Annotated in this window: 23 protein-coding genes, 2 pseudogenes and 1 other annotated feature; of the genes and pseudogenes, 19 read left to right on the top strand and 6 right to left on the bottom strand. The window is 33.6% G+C overall.

Annotation, left to right across the window (positions count from 1 at the left end; all coding sequences use genetic code 11):
* Window positions 1-63 precede the first annotated feature (63 nt).
* The 6 genes from rplA to MN187_RS08030 all read left to right on the top strand — a co-directional run bounded on the left by rplA (window position 64) and on the right by MN187_RS08030 (window position 4,871).
* Entirely contained in the window at window positions 64-753 is a 690-nt protein-coding gene (rplA, locus tag MN187_RS08055) for a 50S ribosomal protein L1 (RefSeq protein ID WP_117973313.1), read from the top strand.
* Between the two features lie 45 nt (window positions 754-798).
* Window positions 799-926, top strand: a sequence feature (ribosomal protein L10 leader region).
* A gap of 36 nt (window positions 927-962) precedes the next feature.
* Window positions 963-1,463, top strand: coding sequence for a 50S ribosomal protein L10 (gene rplJ, locus MN187_RS08050; protein ID WP_117973312.1), 501 nt, complete (start codon window positions 963-965; stop codon window positions 1,461-1,463).
* Between the two features lie 66 nt (window positions 1,464-1,529).
* Window positions 1,530-1,901: a 50S ribosomal protein L7/L12 gene (gene rplL, locus MN187_RS08045; RefSeq protein ID WP_117973311.1), complete on the top strand. Its 372-nt coding sequence runs from the start codon at window positions 1,530-1,532 to the stop codon at window positions 1,899-1,901.
* Between the two features lie 138 nt (window positions 1,902-2,039).
* Window positions 2,040-3,506, top strand: coding sequence for a nicotinate phosphoribosyltransferase (locus MN187_RS08040; RefSeq protein ID WP_117973310.1), 1,467 nt, complete (start codon window positions 2,040-2,042; stop codon window positions 3,504-3,506).
* An 18-nt stretch (window positions 3,507-3,524) separates the two neighbouring features.
* Window positions 3,525-3,989: an ASCH domain-containing protein gene (locus MN187_RS08035; protein WP_242093789.1), complete on the top strand. Its 465-nt coding sequence runs from the start codon at window positions 3,525-3,527 to the stop codon at window positions 3,987-3,989.
* A gap of 183 nt (window positions 3,990-4,172) precedes the next feature.
* Window positions 4,173-4,871 carry a winged helix-turn-helix domain-containing protein gene (locus tag MN187_RS08030; RefSeq protein WP_241699461.1) on the top strand — a complete coding sequence of 233 codons (699 nt, stop codon included), beginning with the start codon at window positions 4,173-4,175 and terminating at the stop codon, window positions 4,869-4,871.
* Between the two features lie 424 nt (window positions 4,872-5,295).
* Here the strand turns inward: MN187_RS08030 and pgmB are convergent, their stop codons facing one another.
* The gene (gene pgmB, locus MN187_RS08025) at window positions 5,296-5,955 is read right to left on the bottom strand and encodes a beta-phosphoglucomutase (protein WP_242093787.1); all 660 of its coding nucleotides are present in this window, start codon (window positions 5,953-5,955) and stop codon (window positions 5,296-5,298) included.
* A gap of 1 nt (window position 5,956) precedes the next feature.
* A complete protein-coding gene (gene mdxK / locus MN187_RS08020; protein WP_241699459.1) occupies window positions 5,957-8,236 on the bottom strand; it encodes a maltose phosphorylase MdxK in 2,280 nt (759 codons plus the stop codon).
* 200 nt (window positions 8,237-8,436) lie between these two features.
* Here mdxK and MN187_RS08015 point away from each other — a divergent pair, with 200 nt between their 5' ends.
* The 13 genes from MN187_RS08015 to MN187_RS07955 all read left to right on the top strand — a co-directional run bounded on the left by MN187_RS08015 (window position 8,437) and on the right by MN187_RS07955 (window position 22,349).
* Entirely contained in the window at window positions 8,437-10,608 is a 2,172-nt protein-coding gene (locus tag MN187_RS08015) for a PTS transporter subunit IIBC (RefSeq protein ID WP_242093785.1), read from the top strand.
* A gap of 15 nt (window positions 10,609-10,623) precedes the next feature.
* Entirely contained in the window at window positions 10,624-11,451 is an 828-nt protein-coding gene (locus tag MN187_RS08010; RefSeq protein WP_242093783.1) for an endonuclease/exonuclease/phosphatase family protein, read from the top strand.
* A gap of 18 nt (window positions 11,452-11,469) precedes the next feature.
* The gene (locus tag MN187_RS08005) at window positions 11,470-12,477 is read left to right on the top strand and encodes a LacI family DNA-binding transcriptional regulator (protein ID WP_117973304.1); all 1,008 of its coding nucleotides are present in this window, start codon (window positions 11,470-11,472) and stop codon (window positions 12,475-12,477) included.
* A gap of 92 nt (window positions 12,478-12,569) precedes the next feature.
* A complete protein-coding gene (locus MN187_RS08000; RefSeq protein ID WP_242093781.1) occupies window positions 12,570-13,445 on the top strand; it encodes an AraC family transcriptional regulator in 876 nt (291 codons plus the stop codon).
* A 77-nt stretch (window positions 13,446-13,522) separates the two neighbouring features.
* Window positions 13,523-14,602 (top strand): Gfo/Idh/MocA family protein, encoded by a 1,080-nt coding sequence (locus tag MN187_RS07995; RefSeq protein WP_241699456.1) that lies wholly within the window; start codon window positions 13,523-13,525, stop codon window positions 14,600-14,602.
* A gap of 8 nt (window positions 14,603-14,610) precedes the next feature.
* Entirely contained in the window at window positions 14,611-15,321 is a 711-nt protein-coding gene (locus MN187_RS07990; protein WP_242093779.1) for a ThuA domain-containing protein, read from the top strand.
* Window positions 15,322-15,336: 15 nt separating this feature from the next.
* Window positions 15,337-16,305, top strand: coding sequence for a sugar phosphate isomerase/epimerase family protein (locus MN187_RS07985; RefSeq protein WP_241699455.1), 969 nt, complete (start codon window positions 15,337-15,339; stop codon window positions 16,303-16,305).
* Between the two features lie 11 nt (window positions 16,306-16,316).
* Complete coding sequence (locus tag MN187_RS07980; RefSeq protein ID WP_242093777.1) at window positions 16,317-17,339, top strand: Gfo/Idh/MocA family protein; 1,023 nt, start codon at window positions 16,317-16,319, stop codon at window positions 17,337-17,339.
* Window positions 17,340-17,567: 228 nt separating this feature from the next.
* Entirely contained in the window at window positions 17,568-19,145 is a 1,578-nt protein-coding gene (locus MN187_RS07975) for an alpha-glucoside-specific PTS transporter subunit IIBC (RefSeq protein ID WP_242093775.1), read from the top strand.
* 36 nt (window positions 19,146-19,181) lie between these two features.
* Window positions 19,182-20,513 (top strand): 6-phospho-alpha-glucosidase, encoded by a 1,332-nt coding sequence (locus MN187_RS07970; protein WP_242093773.1) that lies wholly within the window; start codon window positions 19,182-19,184, stop codon window positions 20,511-20,513.
* Between the two features lie 106 nt (window positions 20,514-20,619).
* Window positions 20,620-21,408 carry a MurR/RpiR family transcriptional regulator gene (locus tag MN187_RS07965; protein ID WP_242093772.1) on the top strand — a complete coding sequence of 263 codons (789 nt, stop codon included), beginning with the start codon at window positions 20,620-20,622 and terminating at the stop codon, window positions 21,406-21,408.
* Window positions 21,383-21,832 (top strand): hypothetical protein, encoded by a 450-nt coding sequence (locus MN187_RS07960; RefSeq protein ID WP_242093769.1) that lies wholly within the window; start codon window positions 21,383-21,385, stop codon window positions 21,830-21,832. The genes MN187_RS07965 and MN187_RS07960 overlap by 26 nt, the downstream gene beginning before the upstream one ends.
* Window positions 21,833-21,845: 13 nt before the next feature.
* Window positions 21,846-22,349, top strand: a complete 504-nt coding sequence (locus MN187_RS07955) for a PTS sugar transporter subunit IIA (RefSeq protein ID WP_371821037.1) — start codon at window positions 21,846-21,848, stop codon at window positions 22,347-22,349.
* Window positions 22,350-22,383: 34 nt separating this feature from the next.
* Here the strand turns inward: MN187_RS07955 and MN187_RS07950 are convergent, their stop codons facing one another.
* The 4 genes and pseudogenes from MN187_RS07950 to MN187_RS07940 all read right to left on the bottom strand — a co-directional run bounded on the left by MN187_RS07950 (window position 22,384) and on the right by MN187_RS07940 (window position 24,375).
* The gene (locus MN187_RS07950) at window positions 22,384-22,833 is read right to left on the bottom strand and encodes a sensor histidine kinase (protein ID WP_371821059.1); all 450 of its coding nucleotides are present in this window, start codon (window positions 22,831-22,833) and stop codon (window positions 22,384-22,386) included.
* 39 nt (window positions 22,834-22,872) lie between these two features.
* A pseudogene (locus tag MN187_RS10650) lies at window positions 22,873-23,046 on the bottom strand (histidine kinase dimerization/phospho-acceptor domain-containing protein); the annotation flags it as partial.
* A 245-nt stretch (window positions 23,047-23,291) separates the two neighbouring features.
* On the bottom strand, window positions 23,292-23,696 hold the full coding sequence (locus MN187_RS07945) for a hypothetical protein (protein WP_233519186.1): 405 nt from the start codon (window positions 23,694-23,696) through the stop codon (window positions 23,292-23,294).
* Window positions 23,693-24,375: pseudogene (locus tag MN187_RS07940) on the bottom strand (response regulator transcription factor). The gene MN187_RS07945 and the pseudogene MN187_RS07940 overlap by 4 nt, the downstream one beginning before the upstream one ends.
* Between the last annotated feature and the right edge of the window lie 406 nt (window positions 24,376-24,781).

Raw genomic sequence — 24,781 nt, 5'->3', positions numbered from 1 at the left:
TATTGAAAAATATAAATACGTGGGAGGTACAACCGTTATAACCACAATCAAGGAGGAAACAAAATGGCTAAGAAAAGTAAAAAAATGCAAGAAGCATTGAAAAAAGTAGATGTAACAAAAGAATACTCTGTAGCAGAAGCAGTAGCTTTAGCTAAAGAAACAAACATTGCTAAATTCGACGCAACTGTAGAAGTTGCTTACCGTCTAAATGTAGACCCTAAAAAAGCTGATCAACAAATACGTGGAGCTATGGTATTACCTAATGGAACTGGTAAAACTCAATCTGTATTAGTTTTCGCTAAAGGTGAAAAAGCTAAAGAAGCAGAAGCTGCTGGAGCTGACTTTGTTGGTGAAGCTGACATGGTAGAAAAAATTAAAGGTGGATGGTTTGGTTTTGACGTAGTCGTAGCTACTCCAGACATGATGGCGCAAGTTGGTCAATTAGGACGTGTATTAGGACCTAAAGGATTAATGCCTAACCCTAAAACAGGAACAGTTACTATGGACGTAACAAAAGCTGTTGAAGAAGTTAAAGCAGGTAAAGTAACTTACCGTGTAGACAAACAAGGGAATATTCATGTCCCAATTGGTAAAGTATCATTTGATGATGCTAAATTAATTGAAAACTTTGAAGCGTTAAATGATGTTATCGTAAAAGCTAAACCAGCTGCTACTAAAGGAACTTATATTCAAAACTTAACAATTACAACAACTTTTGGACCTGGTGTTAAAGTTGATAAATTTTCATTCTAATTAATAAAAACAGTTGACCTAGATAACTGTAGATGTTATAGTTATCTAGGTTAAAATATTATGCCGAAGACAGTAGGTGGTTCTAGAACCTTAATTTCCTACCGAGGACAATGATTAATACAATCAATAGTCCCTCTATGTCAACGGTGGCATGGAGTTTTTTTGTATAAAAAATTCCACCATCTATTAATTAACGGAGGTGAAAATAAATGAGTGAAGCATCAATTGCAAAAAAAGCACAAGAAGTTGAAGTGATTTCTGCTAAACTAAAAGAAGCTGCATCTGTTGTTGTAGTGGATTATCGTGGTTTAACGGTAGAAGAAGTAACTAACTTACGTAAACAATTACGTGATGCAAACGTTGAGATGAAAGTTATCAAAAATGGTATCTTACGTCGTGCCGCTGAAAAAGCTGGATTAGAAGGTATGGAAGATGTATTCTTTGGACCTACTGCTGTAGCATTCAGTAACGAAGACGTTGTTGCACCTGCTAAAATCATGAATGATTTTGCAAAAGAAGCAGAAGCGCTAGAAATTAAAGGTGGCATTATCGAAGGAAATGTTTCTTCTAAAGAAGAAATCATTGCTTTGGCAAAACTACCAAGTCGCGAAGGCTTACTTTCTATGTTACTATCTGTACTTCAAGCTCCTGTCAGAAACGTGGCTTATGCAGTCAAAGCTGTGGCAGAAAAAGAAGAAGAAGTTGCTTAATAGCAGCTTAGTTTATTAAAAAATAAAAATTAAATAATCGAAAGATTTAAAATGGAGGAAAACAACATGGCATTAAACGTTGAACAAATTATTGCTGATTTAAAAGAATCAACTATTTTAGAATTAAATGATTTAGTTAAAGCTATTGAAGAAGAATTTGGTGTATCTGCTGCTGCTCCTGTAGCTGTAGCTGGTGGCGCTGCTGAAGGCGGATCTGCTGCTGAACAAACTGAATTTACTGTAGAATTAACTTCTGCTGGAGATTCAAAAGTTAAAGTAATCAAAGCAGTTCGTGAAGTAACTGGTTTAGGATTAAAAGAAGCTAAAGCATTAGTTGATGGAGCTCCATCACCAATTAAAGAAGGCGCATCTAAAGAAGAAGCTGAAGAAATCAAAGCTAAATTAGAAGAAGTTGGCGCTTCAATTACATTAAAATAATCATTTATTTTAATAATTGAGAGGAAGAGAAATCTTCCTCTTTTTTTTATTGTCTCAAAAGGATAAAAGTTGAGAATTTTGTTTATAAGACGTAAAATGTAAATGATAGAATAAAAGGAAAAAGAATTGGAGAAGATGATGATTAATCGATTACATGACGATAGTTTGGCATTACACACGGATTTATATCAATTAAATATGATGAAAACATATTGGGAATTAGGACGTGATGATAGACATGCTGTATTTGAGTGCTATTTTAGAGATATGCCATTTAAAAATGGGTATGCTATTTTTGCAGGATTAGAAAGAGTGATTGATTATCTTGATAATTTAGTATTTTCTGATACAGATATTGACTATTTAAGACGAGTTACAACCTACCCTGAGGAATTTTTAACTTATTTAAAAGAATTTAAATTTAAGTGTACAGTACGATCTGCTCTAGAGGGAGAATTAGTTTTCAATAATGAACCAATATTCCAAGTAGAAGGACCTCTTGCACAATGTCAATTGATAGAAACGGCCGTACTCAACATTATAAACTATCAAACACTGATTGCGACAAAAGCTGCGAGAATCCGTGCAGTATGTGGCGATGATTTAATTATGGAATTTGGAACACGACGAGCACAGGAACTTGATGCATCAATTTGGGGAACTAGAGCAGCTTATATAGGCGGTTTTGATTCAACAAGTAATGTTAGAGCGGGTAAAATGTTTGGTATACCTATTGCAGGAACACACGCTCATAGTTTAATTCAATCGTATTTAAATGATTATGAAGGGTTTAAAGCGTATGCTCAAACGCATAAAGATTGTGTGTTTTTAGTTGATACATACGATACATTACGTTCTGGTGTACCTAGTGCGATACGAGTAGCCAATGAAATGGGTGATAAAATTAATTTTATTGGTGTTAGAATTGATAGTGGAGACATGGCTTATATCTCCAAAAAAGTAAGAAAGCAGTTAGATGAGGCAGGATACCCAGATGTTAAAATTTATGCATCAAATGATTTAGATGAATCGACCATTCTAAATTTAAAAATGCAACGGGCAAAAATTGATGTTTGGGGGATCGGAACAAAACTCATTACAGCTTACGATCAACCAGCGCTGGGTGCGGTTTATAAAATAGTTTCTATTGAGAATGATGATGGAAAAATGGTGGATACAATCAAGTTATCAAGTAATGCAGAAAAAGTTTCAACACCTGGTAAAAAACAAGTTTGGCGAATTACTGGTAAAGATGGGAAATCTGAAGGAGATTACATCACACTTTGGACAGAAGATCCACGAAATCAAGAAGAGTTATACATGTTCCACCCAGTTCATACTTATATTAATAAAACAGTGAAAAACTTTACAGCACGTCCAGTTTTACAAGATATCTACATAGACGGTAATCGAGTGTATGAGTTGCCCACATTAGAAGAAATCAAAAAATTATCTAAAGACAATCAAGACTCATTGTGGGAAGAATACAAACGTAATTTAAACCCTCAAAAATATCCAGTTGATTTATCAACAGAGTGTTGGAATCATAAGATGACAACGATTAAAAAAGTACACGAAATGACACATAACCAATCAAAAAAATAATCATATAAGGATAATCGCATGAATAAAAAAGAAGCTGCTTTTTGGCAAAAGTTTCTTAGTCAAACAACGATTGAAAATCCAATATTCGGTGAAGCTTGGTCATTTGGAGCTACAGATGAAATGGCTGATGAATTAGCAAAGCTTGTACTAAATGGTACCAAGACAGCAACAGCTAGTGCTAAAGTTGAGTATGACTGGGAAAACGAGGCGTTACCAAAATCTAATCATCATTATGATATGTTGTTAGATGGAAGTGGAAATCCAGTAGCAGTCCTTATGACAACTAAAGTCTATATGACAAAATTTTGTGAAGTAACACCAGAACATGCCTATAAAGAAGGAGAAGGGGATTTATCACTTAAATACTGGAAACAAGTTCATTACAATTTTTGGCAAACATTATTTAAAGATATCTATAATAAAGAAGTAGATATAACAAATATGGAAGTAGTATGTGAAGAATTTGAAATAATTTATAAATAAATAAAAAAAGACATCTTTTTTTGAAAAGTTGTCTTTTTTATTATCAAATATATTTAAATGATATTTAATGTAAAATATCAATTATTTTTTTATTAAAAGTTTATTATTATTACATATGATGATTATATGCATATGCTATATGATAAACTACCAGATATTACAATGAAAAAGGGGTATATAATGGTGGAACAAAAAAGTATTTATATAAATAGTTTTGGCAGAGGGCGTTTACTTAATGACAAAGGAGAACGTATTTTACTTCGTACAAAGAAAGCATATGAATTATTTTTTTATCTTTTCCATTATAGAGAAGAGTTGGTGACTAAAGATGATCTAGTTGATATATTATTTCCAGATATGACTGGTGAGCGAGGCGGAAGTAACTTACATACAACCATTTATCAAATTAGGAAAGAGTTTGATAAACATGGTTATCCTGATATTATCGTGTATAAATCTGGAACTTATTTTATTAATGCACAAATCAAAAGTGATTGTGAAGAAGTTCAAAAAATTTTAGTGGACATGTTAACAGAAGAATCCTTGAGGAGAATATTAAAAGTTTATGATGGTCAATATTTTGAAAGAGATAACTATGAGTGGAGTGAGTACCGAAGAAATGATATTCATAGTAAGGTTATACTAGGTGTGAAAGAAGCGATATCTTTAAATAAACTTTCTAATATGGTATTAATGCAATTTTTACTTGTATTTAAAGAGGATTGTTTATGTGATTTAGAATTATTGGATAGTATTTTAGACCAATTTAATCAAAGTAGGGATAGATTAAAAGTTAAAAAGATAATAAATGATGCACAAAGATATTGGGAAATTAATATGTTGTGCACTTTACCTGAAGAAATTAGTAAAAAGTATCAATAAATGTTAATACTGTATTATGATAAATAGTCTAATAAAGGTATTGGACTATTTTTTATGCGTATTATTTTTAGTTTTATTAGACTAAAAGTAATATTTTCGTTACCGAATAAGGTAAATTTTTCATGATTGACAAGACTTGTAGCCATATGAGATATTATAAAATATTATCATATGATACATATTTTATAATATCTCATATTGTTTAAAAAGTATAAATTGCGGTATTTTCCAACAAAATGGCTTATATGATATAAAGGAACTGCTTTTTTGAATAAAATAACTAAGCTAGTTAAAAGGTTAAGTTGACTTTAAGAGCAGATAAGTTTCTTTAACGTTACGTCAAAATAGATGGTTTGAACAAGTTTTATAACAAAGAAAAAAGCTTCGAGCCTTGGGTTATTCCATGGCTCGAAGCTTTTATAGATTAGTCCACCCAATTTTTTGTTAAAAACTCATAGGTTAAGTCGTTAGTTGTTGAAACTAGTGTGATGTCTGTGCCTAAATCTTGGCTGTTACCAACACCAATTGGTAAAGCACCACTTTTTTTGATTGCTGTAATACCTGCTTTTGAGTCTTCAACCCCAATACAACTTGATATCGGACAATCAATGGCTTTTGCAGCAGCGATAAAAATATCTGGTGCAGGTTTGCCAGAAGCCACACTAGTAGGATCAACAATAGCATCAAAATAACTCGTTAATTTCATTTTTTCTAATAATAATGGGCCATTTTTACTGGCGGAGGCTAAGGCTATTTTTATATGATGTTGCTTTAATTCTTTTAGTAGGGGAAGAATTCCTGGAAAAATATCGTCTTCTGAAAAATATTGTATCATCTCAACGTAAACATCATTTTTTTTTGCAGCAAGCTCTTTAAAGGTATCGTCATCAATATCAGACCTTTTTCTACCGTGTTTCAAAATTAAGTCTAGCGAATCTTCGCGACTCACACCTTTTAATTGTTCATTAAATTCTCGGTCGATATCAATACCTAACTCCTGAGCTAAACTTTTCCATGCTCTATAATGGTATTCTGCCGTATCTGTGATGACACCATCTAAGTCAAATAGTACTCCTTGAAACATATTATTCCACTCCTTTAGTCATTAATTTAACTGTTAATGAGTCGGTTAGTGTGTGCCTATTACCATAAATTGTGACATCTAAAGGTTCACCATTTAACAAATTAATGGTAATGTTGTCTGATACACTGATATAAAGTAGGCGACCTCGATAGTTTATATGGAAAGCATAACTGTCCCATTTTGTTGGTAAGAAAGGAGCAAAACTAAGTGATTCATTGAAAACTTTCATCTGTGCAAAGCCTTGTACAATGGTCAACCAACTTCCAGTCATTGATGTGATATGTAGCCCGTCATCTGTGTCATTATTGTAGTTATCTAAGTCTAGTCTAGCAGTTCGTTGATACATTTCTACCGCTTTTTCTTCCATCCCTAATTCTGCAGCTAATATGGAATGGATACATGGAGAAAGGGATGATTCATGTACGGTCATTGGCTCATAAAATTCAAAGTTTTTACGTTTTTCTTCAATAGTAAATTGATCGTTAAAGAAATAAATTCCTTGTAGTACATCTGCTTGTTTGATAAAACAAGAGCGTAAAATTTTATCCCAAGACCAGTTTTGATTCAACGGAACATCTTTTTTATCTAAATCAGTGACAGGTATTAAATCCTTGTCTAAAAAAGTATCGTGTTGAACAAAAATGCCAAGTTCTTCATCTTTCGGTAAATACATTTTATCGATAATATCTTGCCAATGTGCCATTTCTTCTTCAGACAAGGATATAGTTGTATCGTTTTTATAAAGTTGATAATTTTCGATTGTGTAGCTTAATACCCAGCGTGCAATATAGTTTGTGTACCAGTTATTATTAATATTATTTTCATATTCATTTGGTCCAGTAACACCATGAATCATGTAAGCATCATGACGTTTAGAAAAATGAACTCTGTCAGCCCAAAAACGTGAAATTTCAGATAATACTTCTAGTCCTTCGTGTTTCAAGTAAGAAGTGTCACCAGTATAGTTTGTGTAATTATAAATAGCATAAGCAATAGCGCCGTTTCGGTGGATTTCTTCAAAGGTGATTTCCCATTCATTATGGCACTCAACCCCTGTGAAAGTAACCATTGGATAGAGAGCACCTTGTAAGCCTTGTTGTCTAGCGTTATGTTGTGCTTGGGGTAACTGGTTATGACGATATTTTAATAAGTTTTTCGTTACATTCGGTTCTGCTAAGGACAAATAAAGTGGAACAGCATAGGCCTCTGTATCCCAATAAGTAGCACCGCCATATTTTTCACCAGTAAATCCTTTTGGGCCAATGTTTAGGCGTTCATCTTCACCATAATAAGTTGAAAATAATTGGAATAAATTGAAGCGAATACCTTGTTGAGCTTCGTCATCACCTGTAATAACCACATCTGCTACTTCCCAACGTTTTAACCAAGCGTTTTTATGTTGAGAGATTAATTCTTCTACAGTATTTTTATTAACTTGATTTAATAAATTTCTAGCATGCTCTAATTGATTATTTTCTGCAATATCTCGGCTTGTAACGACAATCACTTTTTTATCTAATGAGATGATATCGCCAGTTTGTAATGTCGTAGTGATTATTTCTGAAGCTTCAAACTCTTTGAATTCTTTTTTAGTAGGTAAGTTTGGTTGAGATAAATCATTTTGCATGAACGTTGTCACACAGAATTCATCTATACCAAAAGGGTTGCTGATAGTTTTCGCTGTGACAAAGTTCTCACCACTTTGTCTATGTTCCCAAAACATATCATCGTAATTGCTATCTTCATTATGAACATGGTTATCTAATTTAGAGACTAATGTAATTTCGCCTGAGCCTTCTAACATTTCGACAGATACGTTAACTAAAGCCAGTTCTTTAATAGTTAAGCTAAGCAAGCGTTTGAAAGAACACTTAACAGTGCAATCGTTAATAGTTACTGTAAACTGGCGTGATAGAATGCCATGTTGCATGTCTAATTCTTGATAAAAATCTGTAGGTGTTATCGTATTTAAATCAACTTTATGATTGTTAACATATATATCAACAGCAATAAAATCAATTGCATTAATGACTTTTCCAAAATAGTCAGGGTAACCATTTTTCCACCAACCAACACGTGTTTTATCAGGATACCAAACACCTGCCAAATAAGTTCCTTTGTGATTATCTCCTGAGAAACCTTCTTCAAAGTTTCCTCTTAATCCCATATAGCCATTTCCAATACTTGTTAAAGATTCTTGCAAACGGATATCTTCTTTGTGTAATGAGTGAGTGGTTAATTTAAATGGGTTAATGTCAAACAGTCTTTTTAAATGAGTCATACTATTCCCTCCATGGATTAAAGTTGTTAATTACATGATATACGCAAACGATTGCGAAAGCAATATAAAAATAAAAATGTTTTGTTTATATTGTTTAATTATGATTTAAAAAAGTGTTTACTTTTCATAAACTGATACGTATAATATGAATTACGCAAACGATTTCATTTAAGATTAATTTAAGAAAGAGGTAAGGTACAATGAAAAAGTTACTAAGTTTTGAGTTTTGGCAAAAATTTGGAAAAGCATTAATGGTTGTGGTAGCTGTCATGCCTGCTGCTGGATTAATGATTAGTATCGGAAAAACGATTCCGATGATGTCACCAGATATGGCGTTTTTAGTAACAACTGGTGGAGTAATTGAAAATATAGGATGGGGAATTATTGGAAATCTTCATTTATTATTTGCACTAGCAATTGGTGGTAGTTGGGCTAAAGAACGTGCAGGTGGAGCTTTTGCTGCAGGTATTTCATTTATTTTGATTAATCGCATTACTGGCTCAATTTTTGGTGTGACTTCAGAAATGCTGACAAACGATGAAGCATTTACTCACACATTATTTGGAACTAAAATCATGGTTAAAGGATTTTTCACTAGTGTACTTGAAGCACCAGCATTAAATATGGGTGTTTTTGTCGGAATTATTGCGGGATTTGTCGGAGCGATGGCTTACAATAAATACTATAATTATCGTAAATTACCAGATGCATTATCATTCTTTAATGGTAAGCGCTTTGTTCCATTTGTTGTCATATTTTGGTCAACGATTGTTTCAATTGGTTTAGCTATTGTATGGCCAGTTATTCAATCAGGCATTAATAATTTTGGTTTGTGGATTGCTCAATCACAAGAATCTGCACCAATTTTGGCACCGTTTTTATATGGAACACTTGAGAGATTATTACTACCATTTGGATTGCATCATATGTTGACCATACCAATCAACTATACTCAGTTAGGTGGAACCTATGAGATTTTATCTGGGGCACAAGCTGGAACGCTTGTCTACGGACAAGATCCTCTATGGCTTGCTTGGGCAACTGATTTATTTAACTTAAAAAATGCTGGAAATATCGAACAATATAATTATGTGTTATCAAATTGGACACCAGCTCGTTTTAAAGTAGGGCAAATGATTGGCGCATCAGGTATTTTAATGGGCTTTACTTTGGCGATGTATAAAAATGTGGATAGTGATAAGAGAAAACAATATAAATCAATGTACGTCTCAGCAGCGTTGGCAGTATTTTTAACCGGTGTTACGGAACCGTTAGAATTCATGTTTATGTTTGCAGCCGTTCCGTTGTATCTAGTGTATGCAGTGATTCAAGGAGCGGCATTTGCGATGGCCGACATCATCTCATTACGCGTCCATTCATTTGGAAATATTGAGTTATTAACAAGAACACCATTAGCCATTAAAGCAGGTTTATCACAAGATTTGATTAACTTTGTAATTTGTATTATTGTGTTTGCTATTGTTTCTTATTTTATTGCTGGATTTATGATCAAGAAATTTAATTTAGCAACACCAGGTAGAAATGGAAACTATGATGTGGATACGTTAGATAACCCAACTTCATCAGGAAGTTCTGAAGGAATCTCTCCACAAATTGTATCAATCATCCAACTACTTGGTGGAAAATTAAATATTTCTGAAGTAGATGCTTGTATGACCCGTTTAAGAGTTAGTGTCAAAGATGCAGAACTTGTCGGCTCAGAACAGGAATGGAAAAAAGCAGGAGCACTTGGTTTAGTGATAAAAGATAAAGGTGTTCAGGCGATTTATGGACCAAAAGCTGATGTCATTAAATCTGATGTGCAAGATGCTTTGGATAGTGGGGTTGACATTGATTCTCTTACTGTTGATACCGTTATTAATGAGCCAAACGAACAAACAACTGTTCAAAAAAATGTTACCATTCCATTTGTTTCTGTAGCAGACGGAGAAGTCATTTCGATAGAAACTGTTTCAGATGATGTGTTTTCGCAAAAAATGATGGGCGATGGTTTTGCGGTAAAACCATCGAATAGTCAAGTGGTTTCACCAGTATCTGGTGTGGTTCAGTCTATTTTTCCAACAAAACATGCCATAGGATTATTAACACCTGAAGGATTAGAAGTGTTAGTACATATGGGACTAGATACTGTAGAGATGACTAAACAAGTATTTGACGTATCAGTTAAAGAAGGTGATACTGTAAAAGCGGGTCAATTATTAGCAACAGTCGATTGGAAAACAGTTGAGAATGAAGGGAAGGGTACCACGATTGTAGTAGTTTTTACAAATACACAAGAAATTAAAACGCTCGAGTTATCAACTGTTGGTGAACATAAATCATCAGAAAAAATTGGTCAAGTATCATTATAAAGTGAGGAAAAAAAGATGAAGTGGTTAACACTAAATATACATAGTTGGATGGAAGAAGATACTGAAGAAAAGATGGATATACTGGTGCACTATATTATATCTAGTGGGTTAGATGGAGTGTCTTTACAAGAAGTCAATCAACGAATTGATGCGTTACCAGAGGAAAATCCACTTCATTTTGTTCCACCAATCAATGAAAAGACAATCATTAAACAGGATAATTATGCCTTATGCTTAGTTAAACGATTAGCTGAGTTAGGGGAAGAGTATCATTGGAGTTGGACTTATAGTCATGTGGGATATGGTATCTATGAAGAAGGTGTGGCAATTTTATCAAAAAAACCTTTACAATCACAAGCAGTGTTAGTATCATCAGTGGATAAGAAGACAGATGTAACACGACGAATGATGCTTTGTTCAAAGCTAACAGTGCAGGATAAAGAACTATTTGTAACAAGTAGTCATTATTCTTGGTGGAATGAAGAAACGAAACAAGGGTTTCAAGATGAATGGACTTTAAGCAAACTCTTTTTAGATAAATTATCTGGTTTCATCTTGCTATGTGGAGATTTTAATGGCCCTGATACGATTAAAAATGAAACATATGATTTAGTCACGAAAAGCTTTGTGGATACATTTGAATTAGCTGAACATCCAAGTGGGCGTTACACCATCCCAGAAGAGATTGATGGATGGAAACACACGAAAGAACAGTTAAGAATAGATTATATATTTGCCTCTGAACCTTGTCAGGTGAGGTCGCATGATGTTATCTTCGATGGAGAAAATTATCCATGTATTAGTGATCATTATGGTGTCGTTGTGTCGATTGATATGGAATAACTAATGGGAGAGTAGATTATGGGAGTTACAATTAAAGATGTTGCAAAAGAAGTAGGTGTTGCCCCTTCAACAGTATCGCGTGTTTTGAAAGATCATCCAAGTATTTCAGGAGAAACCAAAGAGCGCGTAAGAAAAGCGATGGATAAGTTAGGCTATGTTCCAAATATTTCAGCAAGAAACTTAGTTAGTAAACTATCTAATGCTATTGGGGTAGTCTTGCCAATTATTGAATCCAAAGAGCGAGCAAGTGAGCCGTTTTATTTAGAAGCGATTACGGCAATGAATGAAGAAGCAAGTAAACATCAAGTAAGTCTTGCTATAGCATCAGGTAATAACGAAACCGAATTACTGGAAGCAGTGACACTACTTTATTTACAAAGACGAGTGGACTCTTTTATCTTGATGTATGTAAAAGAAAATGATCTCATTTTAGACTTTTTAATTGAGAAGAACATCCCATTTACAATTATTGGACACCCATATCGTTATTATAATGATACTAGCTGTGTTGATAATGACAATCAGCTACTAGGTAGGAGTGTTACACAGTACCTTATTGATAAGGGACACAAGGATATCTTATTTGTAACAAATAATTCAACTGAAAATTTCTTTAAGGAACGTTTTTATGGGTATGAAATGTGTTTAAAAGATAATCACTTACCCTGTTATCCGGTATGTGATTTAGAAAAAAGCAATGAATTTATTCAGTTAGATACCTTGTTAAGTGAAAGGAAAATCTCAGCATGCATTGCGATTGATGATATGTTTGCTTTAAAAGTGATTCAGTTTATCCAATTGATTGGTCTAACAGTTCCTGATGATGTATCTGTTATTAGTTTTAATAATTCTATTTTTTCAACATTAATTCACCCTTATATTACGTCAGTGGATATTAATACACGTGAACTAGCAAAGTCAGCTGTACTGGAGTGTCTAAACCAAGTCAATTATCCGGATGAGTTGAAAAAAAGAGTGATTATTCCACACAAATTAATTGAACGAGAAAGTGTCATAGACTATTAATAAAAAAATTCACCACATTCTTTTTAGAATATTGGTGGATTTTTTTATATAATACAAGAAAGACAACTTGAGATAATTAAGGAGGGAAGATAATGAGTTTATATTTAGAAATACCAGAATGGGATAATAGCCTACCTTTTAGGGCATTTGAAAACCAAGGAGAGATTGTTGTACCACCACATTGGCACAAAGAAATTGAGATGATATATGTGACAAAAGGGCTAGTCAATATTGGGTATGATAATCAATTATTTCAAGTACAAGAGGGAGAAATTTTTATGTTTGGTAGTGGTGAATCTCATTATTTTTTAGCTTCACCAGGCAGTACACGGATTGTTTATCAATTTGATTTAGCAGTTTTTCAAAATTATTTAGTAAATCAATCAGATTATAAAGACATTGTCACGCTATTTGAAAAAGCGGAAAATCTTAGTCGGTTTTGGGGGAACGACGTCGAGCAAGAGATGAGAAGTCTTGTAGAAAAATTATTTAAAGAAGTACAGCAAAAAAAGTTGGGCTATGATTATGCTATATTAAGTTTGTTGCATCAACTATTGGTCTTCTATTATCGTGAGATTCCTCAAAAAAATCGTACTCTCAAAGAAGGAAATTTTGTCGAATCCACTCTTCAAAAACAGACATTGGAAAGACTGAATGATGTCTTTATCTACATAGAAAATCATTTTCAAGAGGTGATTACACTAGAGGATGTTGCCAAATATGTAGGATTTAGCCCATATTATTTTTCACGTTTTTTTAAGAAAAATACAGGGCAAAATTTTAGTCAATTCCTGACAGAGTACCGATTAAATCAAGCTAAATATATTCTTTCCCATGAAAATATTCCAATGATAGAAGTGGCAGAACGTTCAGGATTTAATAGTGTTAAAACCTTTCATCATGTATTCAAAGAACATGTTGGACTATCCCCTTTAAAATATCAAAAGACAATATATGGGAATAATTGACCAAAATAACAGGAAGAAAACCTTATCATTTTTTTGTATGATGAATCTATCAACAAGAAAACGATGGAGGTTTTTTTATGACATTAAAAGTAGGGATTATTGGTTGTGGTGGTATTGCTAATGGAAAACATATGCCAGCACTAAGCAAAGTAGAAGAAGTTGAAATGGTCGCATTTTGTGATGTGATAGTGGAACGTGCTGAAAAAGCAAAAGTAGAGTATGGGACGATGGATGCAATTGTGTATCAAGATTATCATGAGTTATTAGCAGATAAAAGTATCGATGTGGTACACGTTTGTACACCAAATAATTCTCATGCGGGAATTTCCATCGCTGCAATGAAAGCGAATAAACATGTGATGTGTGAAAAACCAATGGCTAAAACAAGTCAGGAAGCAAGAGCCATGTTAGAAGCAGCGAAAGAAACAGGAAAGAAATTAACAATAGGATATCAAAATCGCTTTACAACAGCTGCTAACTATTTACATCAAGTATGTGAAGAAGGCGAGTTGGGAGATATTTATTATGGAAAAGCACATGCGATTCGTCGCCGTGCGGTACCAACTTGGGGAGTATTCCTTGATGAAGAGGCACAAGGCGGAGGTCCATTGATTGATATTGGGACACATGCACTAGATTTAACCTTGTGGATGATGAATAATTATAAACCGAAATATGTGGTAGGAAATACCTATCATAAACTGTCACCAACAAAAAATGCAGCCAATGCATGGGGACCTTGGGATCCAGAAAAATTTACTGTAGAAGACTCAGCATTTGGTTTTATTACGATGGAAGATGGCGCAACGATTTCTTTAGAATCAAGTTGGGCATTAAATAGTCGTCAAATAGGAGAAGCCAAAACCAGTTTATCTGGCACAAAAGGTGGGGCAGATATGTTTGATGGCTTGACTATTAATGGTGAGGATCATGGTTTACTATATGAAAAACACATTGAATTAGAAACAGGTGGCGTTGATTTTTATGATGGTGAAGGAAATGACCCAGCTTTTTTAGAAGCACAATCTTGGGTACAAGCAATTATAAATGACACAGAACCAGTTGTTTTACCAGAACAAGCCTTAGTTGTCACAGAAATTTTAGAAGCGATTTACCAGTCTTCAAAAACTGGCGAGCCAGTATATCTTAATAAGTAGGTGAAAAAATGATTCACGTAACAGTGTGGAATGAATACAGACATGAAAAGACAGATGAAGAGGTAAAAAAAGTTTACCCAGAAGGCATTCATAACCAATTAGCTTCTTTCTTAGAAGAAGAGTTTGACGTTAAAACAGCGACACTTGATGAACCAGAACACGGTTTAACAGAAGGTGTACTGAATAACACAGATGTATTGGTTTGGTGGGGACATATTGCTCATGATGAAGTGAGTGATGAAATTGTTCAACGTGTGCATCAACGTGTCCTACAAGGGATGGGATTGATTGTACTCCATTCAGGGCATATGTCTAAAATTTTTATGTCGTTAATGGGAACGTCATGTGATTTAAAGTGGCGTGAAGCAGATGAAACCTGTCGTATTTGGAATGTTAATCCTAGTCATCCTATTCTAGAAGGGGTTGGTGAATACATTGAACTAGAAAAAGAAGAAATGTATGGCGAACATTTTGATATACCAGCACCTGATGAATTGATTTTTGTGAATTGGTATAAAGGTGGCGAAGTATTTAGAGGTGGCTGTACGTTTAGACGTGGAAACGGTAAAATTTTCTATTTCCAACCTGGGCATGAAACGTATCCATCATATTACAACGAACAAGTTCAACTAGTGATTAAAAATGCAGTGAAGTGGTGTCAGCCAATGGATAGCACCTACCCAACATATGGACATCATGAACCATTAGAAGAGTTATAAAAGGAGGAAACAAACATGAAATTAGGCGTTTTTACCCCATTATTTAACAATTTATCATTTGATGAGATGATTGAAAAAGTAGCAGAGCAAGGGTTACAAATGGTTGAGATTGGAACAGGTGGCTCTCCAGGAAGCGCGCACTGTGATGTGGATGCGTTACTCGCCAGTAGTGATAAACGAAAAGAATACCAAGCAAAATTAAATGATAAAGGATTAGAAATTAGTGCCTTTAGTGCGCATCATAATCCTATTTCACCAACACCTGCAGAAGCAAAAGAAGCGGACGAACTATTAAGAAAAACAATTAAGTTAGCATCTCTAATGAATGTACCAGTGGTAAATGGATTCTCTGGTGTTGGTGGAGGAAACGAAACAGATACATCTGTGAACTGGCCTGTTTTACCATGGCCAACAGATTACACAGATATCTATCATTATCAGTGGGAGACTAAATTAATCCCTTACTGGAAAGATATCAATCACGAATGCCAAGTAGCTGGAGTGAAAATTGGGATTGAACTTCATGGTGGGTTTTTAGCTCATACACCATACACTATGTTGAAATTACGTGACGCAGCTGGGGTCAATATTGGGTGTAATTTGGATCCTTCTCATTTATGGTGGCAAGGAATTGAACCAGTTGGTGCGATTAAAATTTTAGGAAAAGAAAATGCGATTCATCATTTTCATGCAAAAGATACTTACCTAGATCAAGATAACATGAATATGTATGGTGTGACAGATATGCAACCTTATACAAACGTTCAATCAAGAGCATGGACATTTAGATCAGTAGGATGTGGTCATAGTTTACAAGATTGGTCAGATATAGTTAGCGCGTTGCGTTTATATGGTTACGATTATGTGTTAAGTATCGAACACGAAGACCCGTTGATGTCGATTGATGAAGGTTTTTCACGTGCAGTGACGAATCTTAAGTCAATTATGATTCATGATAAACCAACTGACATGTGGTGGGCATAGGAGGTCGTCAAATGCTTAATATAGGAATTATTGGGTATGGTGGTATGGGAAGCTACCATCACCGGGAATTAATAAAAAAAGAAGACGGGATACAAGTAGTCGGGGCGTATGATATAAAAAAAGAACGTTTAGACGCAGCAAAAAATGCAGGACTAACAAGTTATGAATCATTAGAAGCGTTATTATCAGATAATACGATTGATGCAGTATTGATTGCGACACCTAATGATGTCCATAAAGAGTTGTCTATCCAAGCGATGACAAGTGGAAAACACGTGATTTGTGAGAAACCAGCTATGATGTCAACCAAAGAATTAGATGATGTAATTAAAGTGTCAAAAGAAACGGGTCAAGTGTTTATGGTACACCAAAACAGACGCTGGGATAATGACTTTTTAATCATTCAAGATATGTATCAAAAGAAACCGATTGGTGAGTTATTTCAAATTGAGTCACGTGTTCATGGAGCGAATGGCATTCCAGGAGATTGGCGTCATTTAGAAAAACATGGTGGGGGCATGTTGCTTGATTGGGGCGTTCATTTACTGGATCAGCTTCTTTTTATGGTAGATAGTCCAGTAAAAGAGGTGTCCGCTGATTTAAGCTATATCTTGGGTGACGAAGTGGATGATGGATTTATTGCATACATCACGTTTGAGAATGGTATCAAAGCATTAGTTGAAGTTGGCACAACTAATTTTGTGAAATTACCACGTTGGTATGTCAAAGGCCTTGAAGGAACGGCTGTCATTGATGATTGGGATTTGTCGGGTAAAATAGTGAAACAAACCGGTGTGATTGATCATCACAATTTAGTGCCAATTAAAGCAGGACAAGGATTAACTAAAACAATGTCGCCTCCTTCTGAAGATGCGACAACGACGTTACCAATTATCGAAGTTGAAGCTGATTATGATGGATTTTATCAAAACTTCTATGATGTCGTTGTTAATAATGCAACACCAATTGTAAAAAATGACGAAGTAAGAAATGTCTTAGCACTGATTGAAAGAATATTTGAGGTGGCGAAGTAAATATAATACATAGAAGATAAGAGAAAAATGATCGCTTTCTCAAAGTCGTACCATTTTGGAGTAGATAATTCTACTCCTTTTTTTATTAGTTATTTATGAAACAAAGTGTCAAGCTGTGATACTTTGTTTTATCACAAGAACCTTGTTCTTTAAGTGTTGTAAACGGTTGCTTAAGTTGTTAGATTCTTGCATAATTTAATTATAAATTGAAAGGAGTTGTATCCAAATATGATGGAAAAAGTTCAGCGCTTTGGTGGCGCAATGTTTACACCAGTTCTTTTATTTTCATTTTCCGGAATCATGGTTGCATTATGTATTATCTGTAAGAATCCACTTCTTGTAGGAAGTATTGCAACTGAAGGGACTACTTGGTTTAACATTTGGTCGATTATAGAAGATGGAGCTTGGACAGTATTTAATCAAATGGAATTATTATTCGTTATAGGTCTTGCAATCGGATTAGCAAAAAAAGCCAATGCCAGAGCAGCAATGGAAGCTTTTGTTATCTATACAACATTTAATTATTTTGTTAGTGGTATGATTAAATATTTTGGTTCATTCTTTAATGTAGACTTTGCTTTGGAAGCAGGTGGTAATAGTGGATTGAAACTGATTGGAGGAATCAAAACACTAGATACAGGTATTGTTGGAGCAATTATTATTTCAGCTATTGTTGTTTATATCCATGACCGCTTCTTTGATACTAAATTACCAGACTTCCTTGGAGTGTTTCAAGGATCATCACTTGTTGTTATTATTGGATTCTTCGTCATGCTACCCATTGCTTTTATTACCGCAGTTATTTGGCCTAAGTTACAATTAGGGATTGCTTCAATGCAAGGGTTCTTAGCAGCATCTGGAGTATTTGGGGTTTGGCTTTATACATTCCTAGAGCGAATATTAATCCCAACAGGACTACATCACTTTATTTACACACCATTTGTATTTGGACCAGCCGTCGTAGAAGAGGGAATTACAAAATATTGGATGGCTCATTTAAATGAATTTGCTCAAACAAAAGAACCATTGAAAAAATTATTCCCTGAAGGTGGTTTTGCCTTACATGGAAACTCTAAAATCTTTGCTTCTCCTGGTATTGCTGCGGCGTTTTACTTTACAGCTAAGCCAGAGAATAAGAAAAAAGTACTGGCTATTTTAATTCCAACTACTTTAACAGCGGTGCTTGCAGGAATTACAGAACCGCTAGAATTTACATTCCTATTTATTGCACCAGTTCTTTTCTTAGTACATGCACTACTTGCCGCAACGATGTCAGCAACAATGTTTGCTTTTGGTGTTGTAGGTGACATGGGTGGAGGGTTTATCGATTTATTAGCGAAAAACTGGATTCCACTATTTACAAATCATAAAGGTATGATTTTTACTCAGTTAATTATTGGATTAGCCTTTACTTTAATTTACTTTGTTGTCTTTAGATTCTTAATTTTGAAATTTAATTTTGAGACTCCTGGTAGAGAACCAGATAGTCAAGATATTAAATTATATAGCAAAAAAGATTTCAAAGAGAAACAAGCAAAAGGGACAGGGGCAACAGATACACAATCACAATATCTTGATCGTGCGATTATTTTCTTAGAAGCATTTGGTGGCTCAGAAAATATAGCTAAAGTAAACAATTGTGCCACACGTCTTAGAATTACAGTAAAAGATGAGGGTTTAGTACAGCCTGATGCTGCTTTTAAAGCAGGAGGGGCACATGGTGTTGTGAGAAACGGAACAGCTTTCCAAGTAATCGTTGGATTAGATGTTCCACAAGTAAGAGAGCAGTTTGAAAAAATATTATAAAAAATAAATTTAAAAATAGAAATGGAGCGTTTAATCATGAAAAAATTTTCAATTGTTATTGCAGGTGGAGGAAGTACATTTACACCAGGGATTGTATTAATGTTACTCAATAATTTGGATCGTTTCCCAATTAGACAAATTAAATTTTATGACAATTTAGATAGTAGACAAAAACAAATTGCTGATGCGTGTGAAATTTTAATTAAAGAAAAAGCACCAGATATTAAATTTTTAGCAACAACAGATCCAAAGGAAGCATTTACTGATGTAGATTTTGTGATGGCACATATCCGTGTCGGATTATATGCAATGCGTGAATTAGATGAAAAAATCCCATTGAAATATGGAGTAGTTGGACAAGAAACATGTGGGCCTGGTGGAATCGCTTATGGCATGCGCTCAATTGGTGGCGTATTAGAATTAATTGATTATATGGAAAAATATTCACCAGATGCATGGATGTTAAACTACTCAAATCCTGCAGCCATTGTAGCGGAAGCAACGAGAAAATTACGTCCAAACTCTAAAATTATTAACATTTGTGACATGCCAGTTGGTATTGAAGAACGTATGGCTAAATCAATTGGACTAAAATCAAGAAAAGAAATGGTTGTTCGTTATTATGGATTAAACCACTTTGGTTGGTGGACAGATATTAGAGATTTAGAAGGAAATGACTTGATGCCACAAATCAAAAAACATGTAGCAGAGTATGGTTATTCATTAAAAGAAGAAATTGAAGAATCACAACATACAGATGCTAGTTGGATGGATACATTCTCTAAAGCGAAAGATTTGTATGCAGTTGATCCAGATACATTACCAAATACTTATTTAAAATACTACTACTACCCACAAGAGGCAGTAGAACATGCTAATCCTGACTATACTCGTGCTAATGAGGTAATGGATGGTCGTGAAAAACATGTCTTTGGTGAATGTGCGAAAATTGTTGAAAAAGGAACATCTGAAGGAACAGCACTAGAAATTGATGAACATGCAAGTTATATTGTCGATTTAGCTCGTGCGATTGCGTACAACACACATGAAAGAATGCTTTTAATTGTTGAAAATAATGGTGCAGTAGTTAACTTTGATGAAACAGCGATGGTTGAAGTACCATGTATTGTAGGGGTAAATGGACCTGAACCATTAGTACAAGGTCAAATTCCACGTTTCCAAAAAGGTTTAATGGAACAACAAGTAGCTGTGGAAAAATTAGTTGTTGAAGCTTGGGCTGAAAAATCTTACCAAAAATTATGGCAAGCTTTGACATTATCAAAAACTGTACCAAATGCTGGTGTGGCAAAAGAATTATTAGATGCGTTAGTTGAAGCAAATAAAGATTTCTGGCCAGAATTAAAATAATTCAGAATAAATTAATTTAATAAATTGTTAACACCTTCCCTTATTATTAACTCATTTTAAGGTATAATTAACTATAGTTAATGCCTAAGGGGAGGTTATTTTATCATTGTTAGCAAAAATTTTATTAAATATTAATCAAGATGATTTTAGTGATTTAGAAAAAGGTTTGTTGTCATTCATTAATTCAAATATCGATTCAGTTGTTAAGATGAGTATTGGTGAATTAAGCGATGCAACGTATGTTTCTAAATCAACGATTGTAAGATTGATGAAAAAGTTAGGTTTTTCTGGCTTTTCTGAATTTAAGTTTTCTCTAAGTCGGGATATAAAACAAAAAAAGATGAATAATAAAACAACATACGATTTATTCAAAAGTCAGAGTGCAGATATTCAAAACACGTTAAAAAATATTGATCTCGATAAAATGAAAGCAACCTCAAAATTAATAAAAGATAGTCAAATAGTTTATTGTTACGGAACTGGTTACTCTCAAAGAAAAGCAGTGGAAGAGTTTGGAAAACAGTTAATAACTTGTGGAAAAAAAGTTATTGTGATTCCTAATCAAACAGAGTTAGAAATCATGACGGATATAATGACCCCACAAGATATGTTGCTGATTGCTTCATTGAGTGGCGAAACAGCGGATATTAAAGAAAGTATTTTAGATTTAAATATTAGAAACATTGATATCGTATCAATCACTCGTAATGGATCAAATTTTATATCACAGCATGCCCAATATGCTTTTTTCTACAATTTGACAAAGTTTGAAGTTGTTGATAATAAAGACACACTATCATTTGTTACCTTACACTTAGTATTAGATTATTTATTGAGAGTATATGTCACGGAAACGAGGAGTAATAAGAATGATGATGATAAAAAAACAAACTAAATTTTATAAATTATTGATGGGGTATTGGTTTTTAGTTCCAGCACTTTTTCTAGCTTATACTGGGTTAACCTGCTTAAAACAAGCAATTAGTTTTCAAGAGTTGTTGACAACCACACCAACATTTTCTGTGGGTTTTTTAATAAGTTGTGTTATGCTTGTCATGGGATTAATGTTAGTTAAAGTTGATAAAAGTAATGCTAGTCGAAAAAGTATCTTTGGAAAGTTTATTTTATTTTCTATCGTCCAACAAATCATGACGTTTAATATTGTTGGTGTGATACTTTCTGGATTAACATTCTATTCATTGTCGCATACTTCTTCTGAGAACGAGTCATTAACCTTATCAACTAAAATTGTCATGGGGTTGATATTGGTTTTATCATTATTGATGGGTTTGATAAGTTTTAACGTGTTTAACAAGTAATAGATTTGAAAGGATGATTCTATTGTTTAATAGGTTTAAAAAGAATAAAAAAGAAAAAGAAGCAGTCGAATTGAGTGCGCCTGTCACAGGAACATTTATTAACATTACAGAAGTAGAAGACCCTGTTTTTTCTGAAAAAATGATGGGTGACGGATTTGCTGTTAAACCTTTTGATAAAGAGATTTATTCTCCAATAGAGGGAACTGTAACATCTGTTTTTCCAACAAAACATGCTATTGGATTTATCACTACTAACGGTGTGGAAGGTTTAGTACATATGGGATTAGATACGGTTGATTTAGATGGACGTCCTTTTACGGTATGTGTTAATGAAGGAGATACGATTACTTCAGATACAAAATTAGCATTAGTTGATTTAGATATGTTGAAGACTGAAAATAAATCATCAGATATTATTGTTGTTTTCACTAATTTAAGTGAGATGAATCAACAACTTGAATTTTTAGGAAAGACTGACGTTTCTCAGGGAGATATAGTTGGAAAAATGAGACAATAAAAGATACCTCAAAACAAAATTGAGGTATCTTTTTTCATTTATTTCGTAGTTTAAATGTAAACACCACACCTGTTGGAGAAACGTTTTTTGCTTGTATATTGCCTCCATGTTCTTCAACAATCTGCTTAGCAATGGATAACCCCAAACCATTTCCACCAGTTTCTTTGTTTCTTGAATCATCTTCACGGTAAAATTTAGTGAAAATATGATTTAATTTATCTTCATTAATGTGAGGTTCGAAATTTTTAATCGAAACTTCCCATTGCTTTTTATTGGTAAGAGAGGAAGTGACAGTAATAGAATCCCCAGTTTTTGTGTATTTAAAGGCATTATCTAATAAAATTAGCAATACTTGATGGAGTTTTACTACATCTATATCGGCGTTAAATGACTTATTTTCTTTAAATATTAATTGTTTTTCTTGTTCTTCAGCGAGTAATTGAAAGGGATCCAATACTTTATGGATAAATGTATTGGTATCGATTGTTTCTTTATCAAGGATTAAAGTATTAGAATCTCCCTTAGCTAAAAGAAGTAAGTCACTTGTCAGTTTGGTAAGTCGCTGTGCTTCATTCAGGGCTTGAGCAATAGTTTCAGATTCATTAATTATTGTATTATTTGGGTGCGTAAATAATTTTTCCAAATTTAAACGAATAATTGTCAAAGGAGTTCGTAATTCATGAGAGGCATTTTCAACAAACTCTTGTTGTTTTTTTTCATGATTTTAATATGGGTTTCATCGTAAAATTAGATAATCCGTAGCTGATAACTAACGATAGAATCCAAAAAATAAACATACAAATTAAAATAATCAGACGAGATTGTTTAACTGCTTCATCTATTTGATTAACATTGACTAGTACTTGAGTATAGGCTATGTTCAGGTTATTTTCACTTGGGGAGATGGTAACACTACGAAATAAAAATTTAGAGTCATTATTTTTATTCTTCAAAGATAGAGTAGAAATAATACCGGTATTTTTTTTTATCTAGTGTAGGTTCTTCTAAATTCTCTAACCTATCTTCTACCGAAGAGTTATTTAAAATTTTTCCATTTTTATCCCACAGAATAACGACTGTATTAAACTGATTATTGGGCCCATCAAAATTAAATTTTGGGGTTCCAATAGGGCTGTCTTTTCCAACTTTATTTAACATTCTGATTTCTCTGTCTAATAGACTGGGATCACTAGCCATTCTTTCTAAAGTAGAATCGGTTTCTGTATAAGCAGAGTATTGGATGACTTGAATAGTGATAAAAGATAGTAAAGAAAATATAACGGCAAAAGCGCTACAGTTAATAAGGAAAAATCTTAAACGTTGTTTTTTTGATGCAGGTGACTTCATAGCGTTTCCTCTTTTTGTAAGATGTAACCAACGTTTCGGATAGTAGATAGTTGTTTGTTTAGATTAGTTTCTTTCAAATGTTTTCTTAAATGACCCATATAGACTTCCACTACAGATAATGCTGTATCAGAGTCATAGTCCCAGATACGATTAAAAATTTGTTCTTTCGTTAGTATTATGTCTTTGTTTTGTAGCAAGTACACAAGCAAATCATATTTTTTCCTTGAATGGGTAGAATATTGTCCTGGTATTTGACTTCTCGTTGCAATAGAAGACAGGTCAAATCGCCATAACTAAGGGTATTGTCTTCATATAATTCGAAGGTTCGTTTTAAGATAGCTTTACTTCTCATTAGTAATTATTCACGGTGAAATAGCTTGGTCAAATAATCATCGGCATCGACTTTAAATCCTTCCAGTTTATTATCTAAACTGTCTTTGGCTGTTAGTATTAAAATAGGTATATTATTTTTATCGTTTCTAAGTTTTTTTAATATAGATACCCCATCCATATTTGGTAACATCAAATCAAGAATAACAAAGTCATACCCGCCTGATTCTACCTCATAAAGAGCTTCCTCTCCATCATAGACTTGAGTGACATTACCTAACTCTACTAAAATATCTCGGATATGTTGAGAAATCTCTTTTTCATCTTCTATTACTAAAATATTAATCATCATCTCACTCCTTTATTTACACTTCTTTTGTACCTTAAGTACACAAAAAACAAACATTAACTAATCAGTTTTAAACAAACTGATTAGTTAATTCGTTTTTAATTATTATCTAGGCACTCCTAGTATTCCCATCGTAATCAACCTCTTTAAAATGGATATGCATACAGTCTAAGATATAAGACTTAAATAGAGCTTAAATGAAAACATAAAGTGATGTAAGTCACAATATCGTAATTATTAAGAAAAATATCACTCGAATAAAGAATGAAATCAGATTTAAATGTTTATTTTAAGGTTTTATTAAGAGAAAACGTATTCATTTAAATAAAGTGAAAAAAATCACATAAAAGTATTTACAAGGTGAAAAAAGTGTTGTATATTATATTTGTGAAATACATAACGAATT

The organism is Vagococcus sp. CY52-2 (assembly GCF_022655055.1).
In the GTDB taxonomy this organism is placed as follows: Bacteria; Bacillota; Bacilli; order Lactobacillales; family Vagococcaceae; genus Vagococcus.
Note: the sequence above shows the minus strand (reverse complement) of the source record. Positions and strands in the feature narration are given on the sequence as shown.

Excerpts from the sequence above, each read along its gene's own strand:
- rplA (WP_117973313.1), top strand. The coding sequence starts at position 64 with ATGGCTAAGAAAAGTAAAAAAATGCAAGAAGCATTGAAAAAAGTAGAT.
- rplJ (WP_117973312.1), top strand. The coding sequence starts at position 963 with ATGAGTGAAGCATCAATTGCAAAAAAAGCACAAGAAGTTGAAGTGATT.
- rplL (WP_117973311.1), top strand. The coding sequence starts at position 1,530 with ATGGCATTAAACGTTGAACAAATTATTGCTGATTTAAAAGAATCAACT.
- MN187_RS08040 (WP_117973310.1), top strand. The coding sequence starts at position 2,040 with ATGATTAATCGATTACATGACGATAGTTTGGCATTACACACGGATTTA.
- MN187_RS08035 (WP_242093789.1), top strand. The coding sequence starts at position 3,525 with ATGAATAAAAAAGAAGCTGCTTTTTGGCAAAAGTTTCTTAGTCAAACA.
- pgmB (WP_242093787.1), bottom strand. The coding sequence starts at position 5,955 with ATGTTTCAAGGAGTACTATTTGACTTAGATGGTGTCATCACAGATACG.
- mdxK (WP_241699459.1), bottom strand. The coding sequence starts at position 8,236 with ATGACTCATTTAAAAAGACTGTTTGACATTAACCCATTTAAATTAACC.
- MN187_RS08015 (WP_242093785.1), top strand. The coding sequence starts at position 8,437 with ATGAAAAAGTTACTAAGTTTTGAGTTTTGGCAAAAATTTGGAAAAGCA.
- MN187_RS08010 (WP_242093783.1), top strand. The coding sequence starts at position 10,624 with ATGAAGTGGTTAACACTAAATATACATAGTTGGATGGAAGAAGATACT.
- MN187_RS08005 (WP_117973304.1), top strand. The coding sequence starts at position 11,470 with ATGGGAGTTACAATTAAAGATGTTGCAAAAGAAGTAGGTGTTGCCCCT.
- MN187_RS08000 (WP_242093781.1), top strand. The coding sequence starts at position 12,570 with ATGAGTTTATATTTAGAAATACCAGAATGGGATAATAGCCTACCTTTT.
- MN187_RS07995 (WP_241699456.1), top strand. The coding sequence starts at position 13,523 with ATGACATTAAAAGTAGGGATTATTGGTTGTGGTGGTATTGCTAATGGA.
- MN187_RS07990 (WP_242093779.1), top strand. The coding sequence starts at position 14,611 with ATGATTCACGTAACAGTGTGGAATGAATACAGACATGAAAAGACAGAT.
- MN187_RS07985 (WP_241699455.1), top strand. The coding sequence starts at position 15,337 with ATGAAATTAGGCGTTTTTACCCCATTATTTAACAATTTATCATTTGAT.
- MN187_RS07980 (WP_242093777.1), top strand. The coding sequence starts at position 16,317 with ATGCTTAATATAGGAATTATTGGGTATGGTGGTATGGGAAGCTACCAT.
- MN187_RS07975 (WP_242093775.1), top strand. The coding sequence starts at position 17,568 with ATGATGGAAAAAGTTCAGCGCTTTGGTGGCGCAATGTTTACACCAGTT.
- MN187_RS07970 (WP_242093773.1), top strand. The coding sequence starts at position 19,182 with ATGAAAAAATTTTCAATTGTTATTGCAGGTGGAGGAAGTACATTTACA.
- MN187_RS07960 (WP_242093769.1), top strand. The coding sequence starts at position 21,383 with ATGATGATGATAAAAAAACAAACTAAATTTTATAAATTATTGATGGGG.
- MN187_RS07955 (WP_371821037.1), top strand. The coding sequence starts at position 21,846 with ATGATTCTATTGTTTAATAGGTTTAAAAAGAATAAAAAAGAAAAAGAA.
- MN187_RS07945 (WP_233519186.1), bottom strand. The coding sequence starts at position 23,696 with ATGAAGTCACCTGCATCAAAAAAACAACGTTTAAGATTTTTCCTTATT.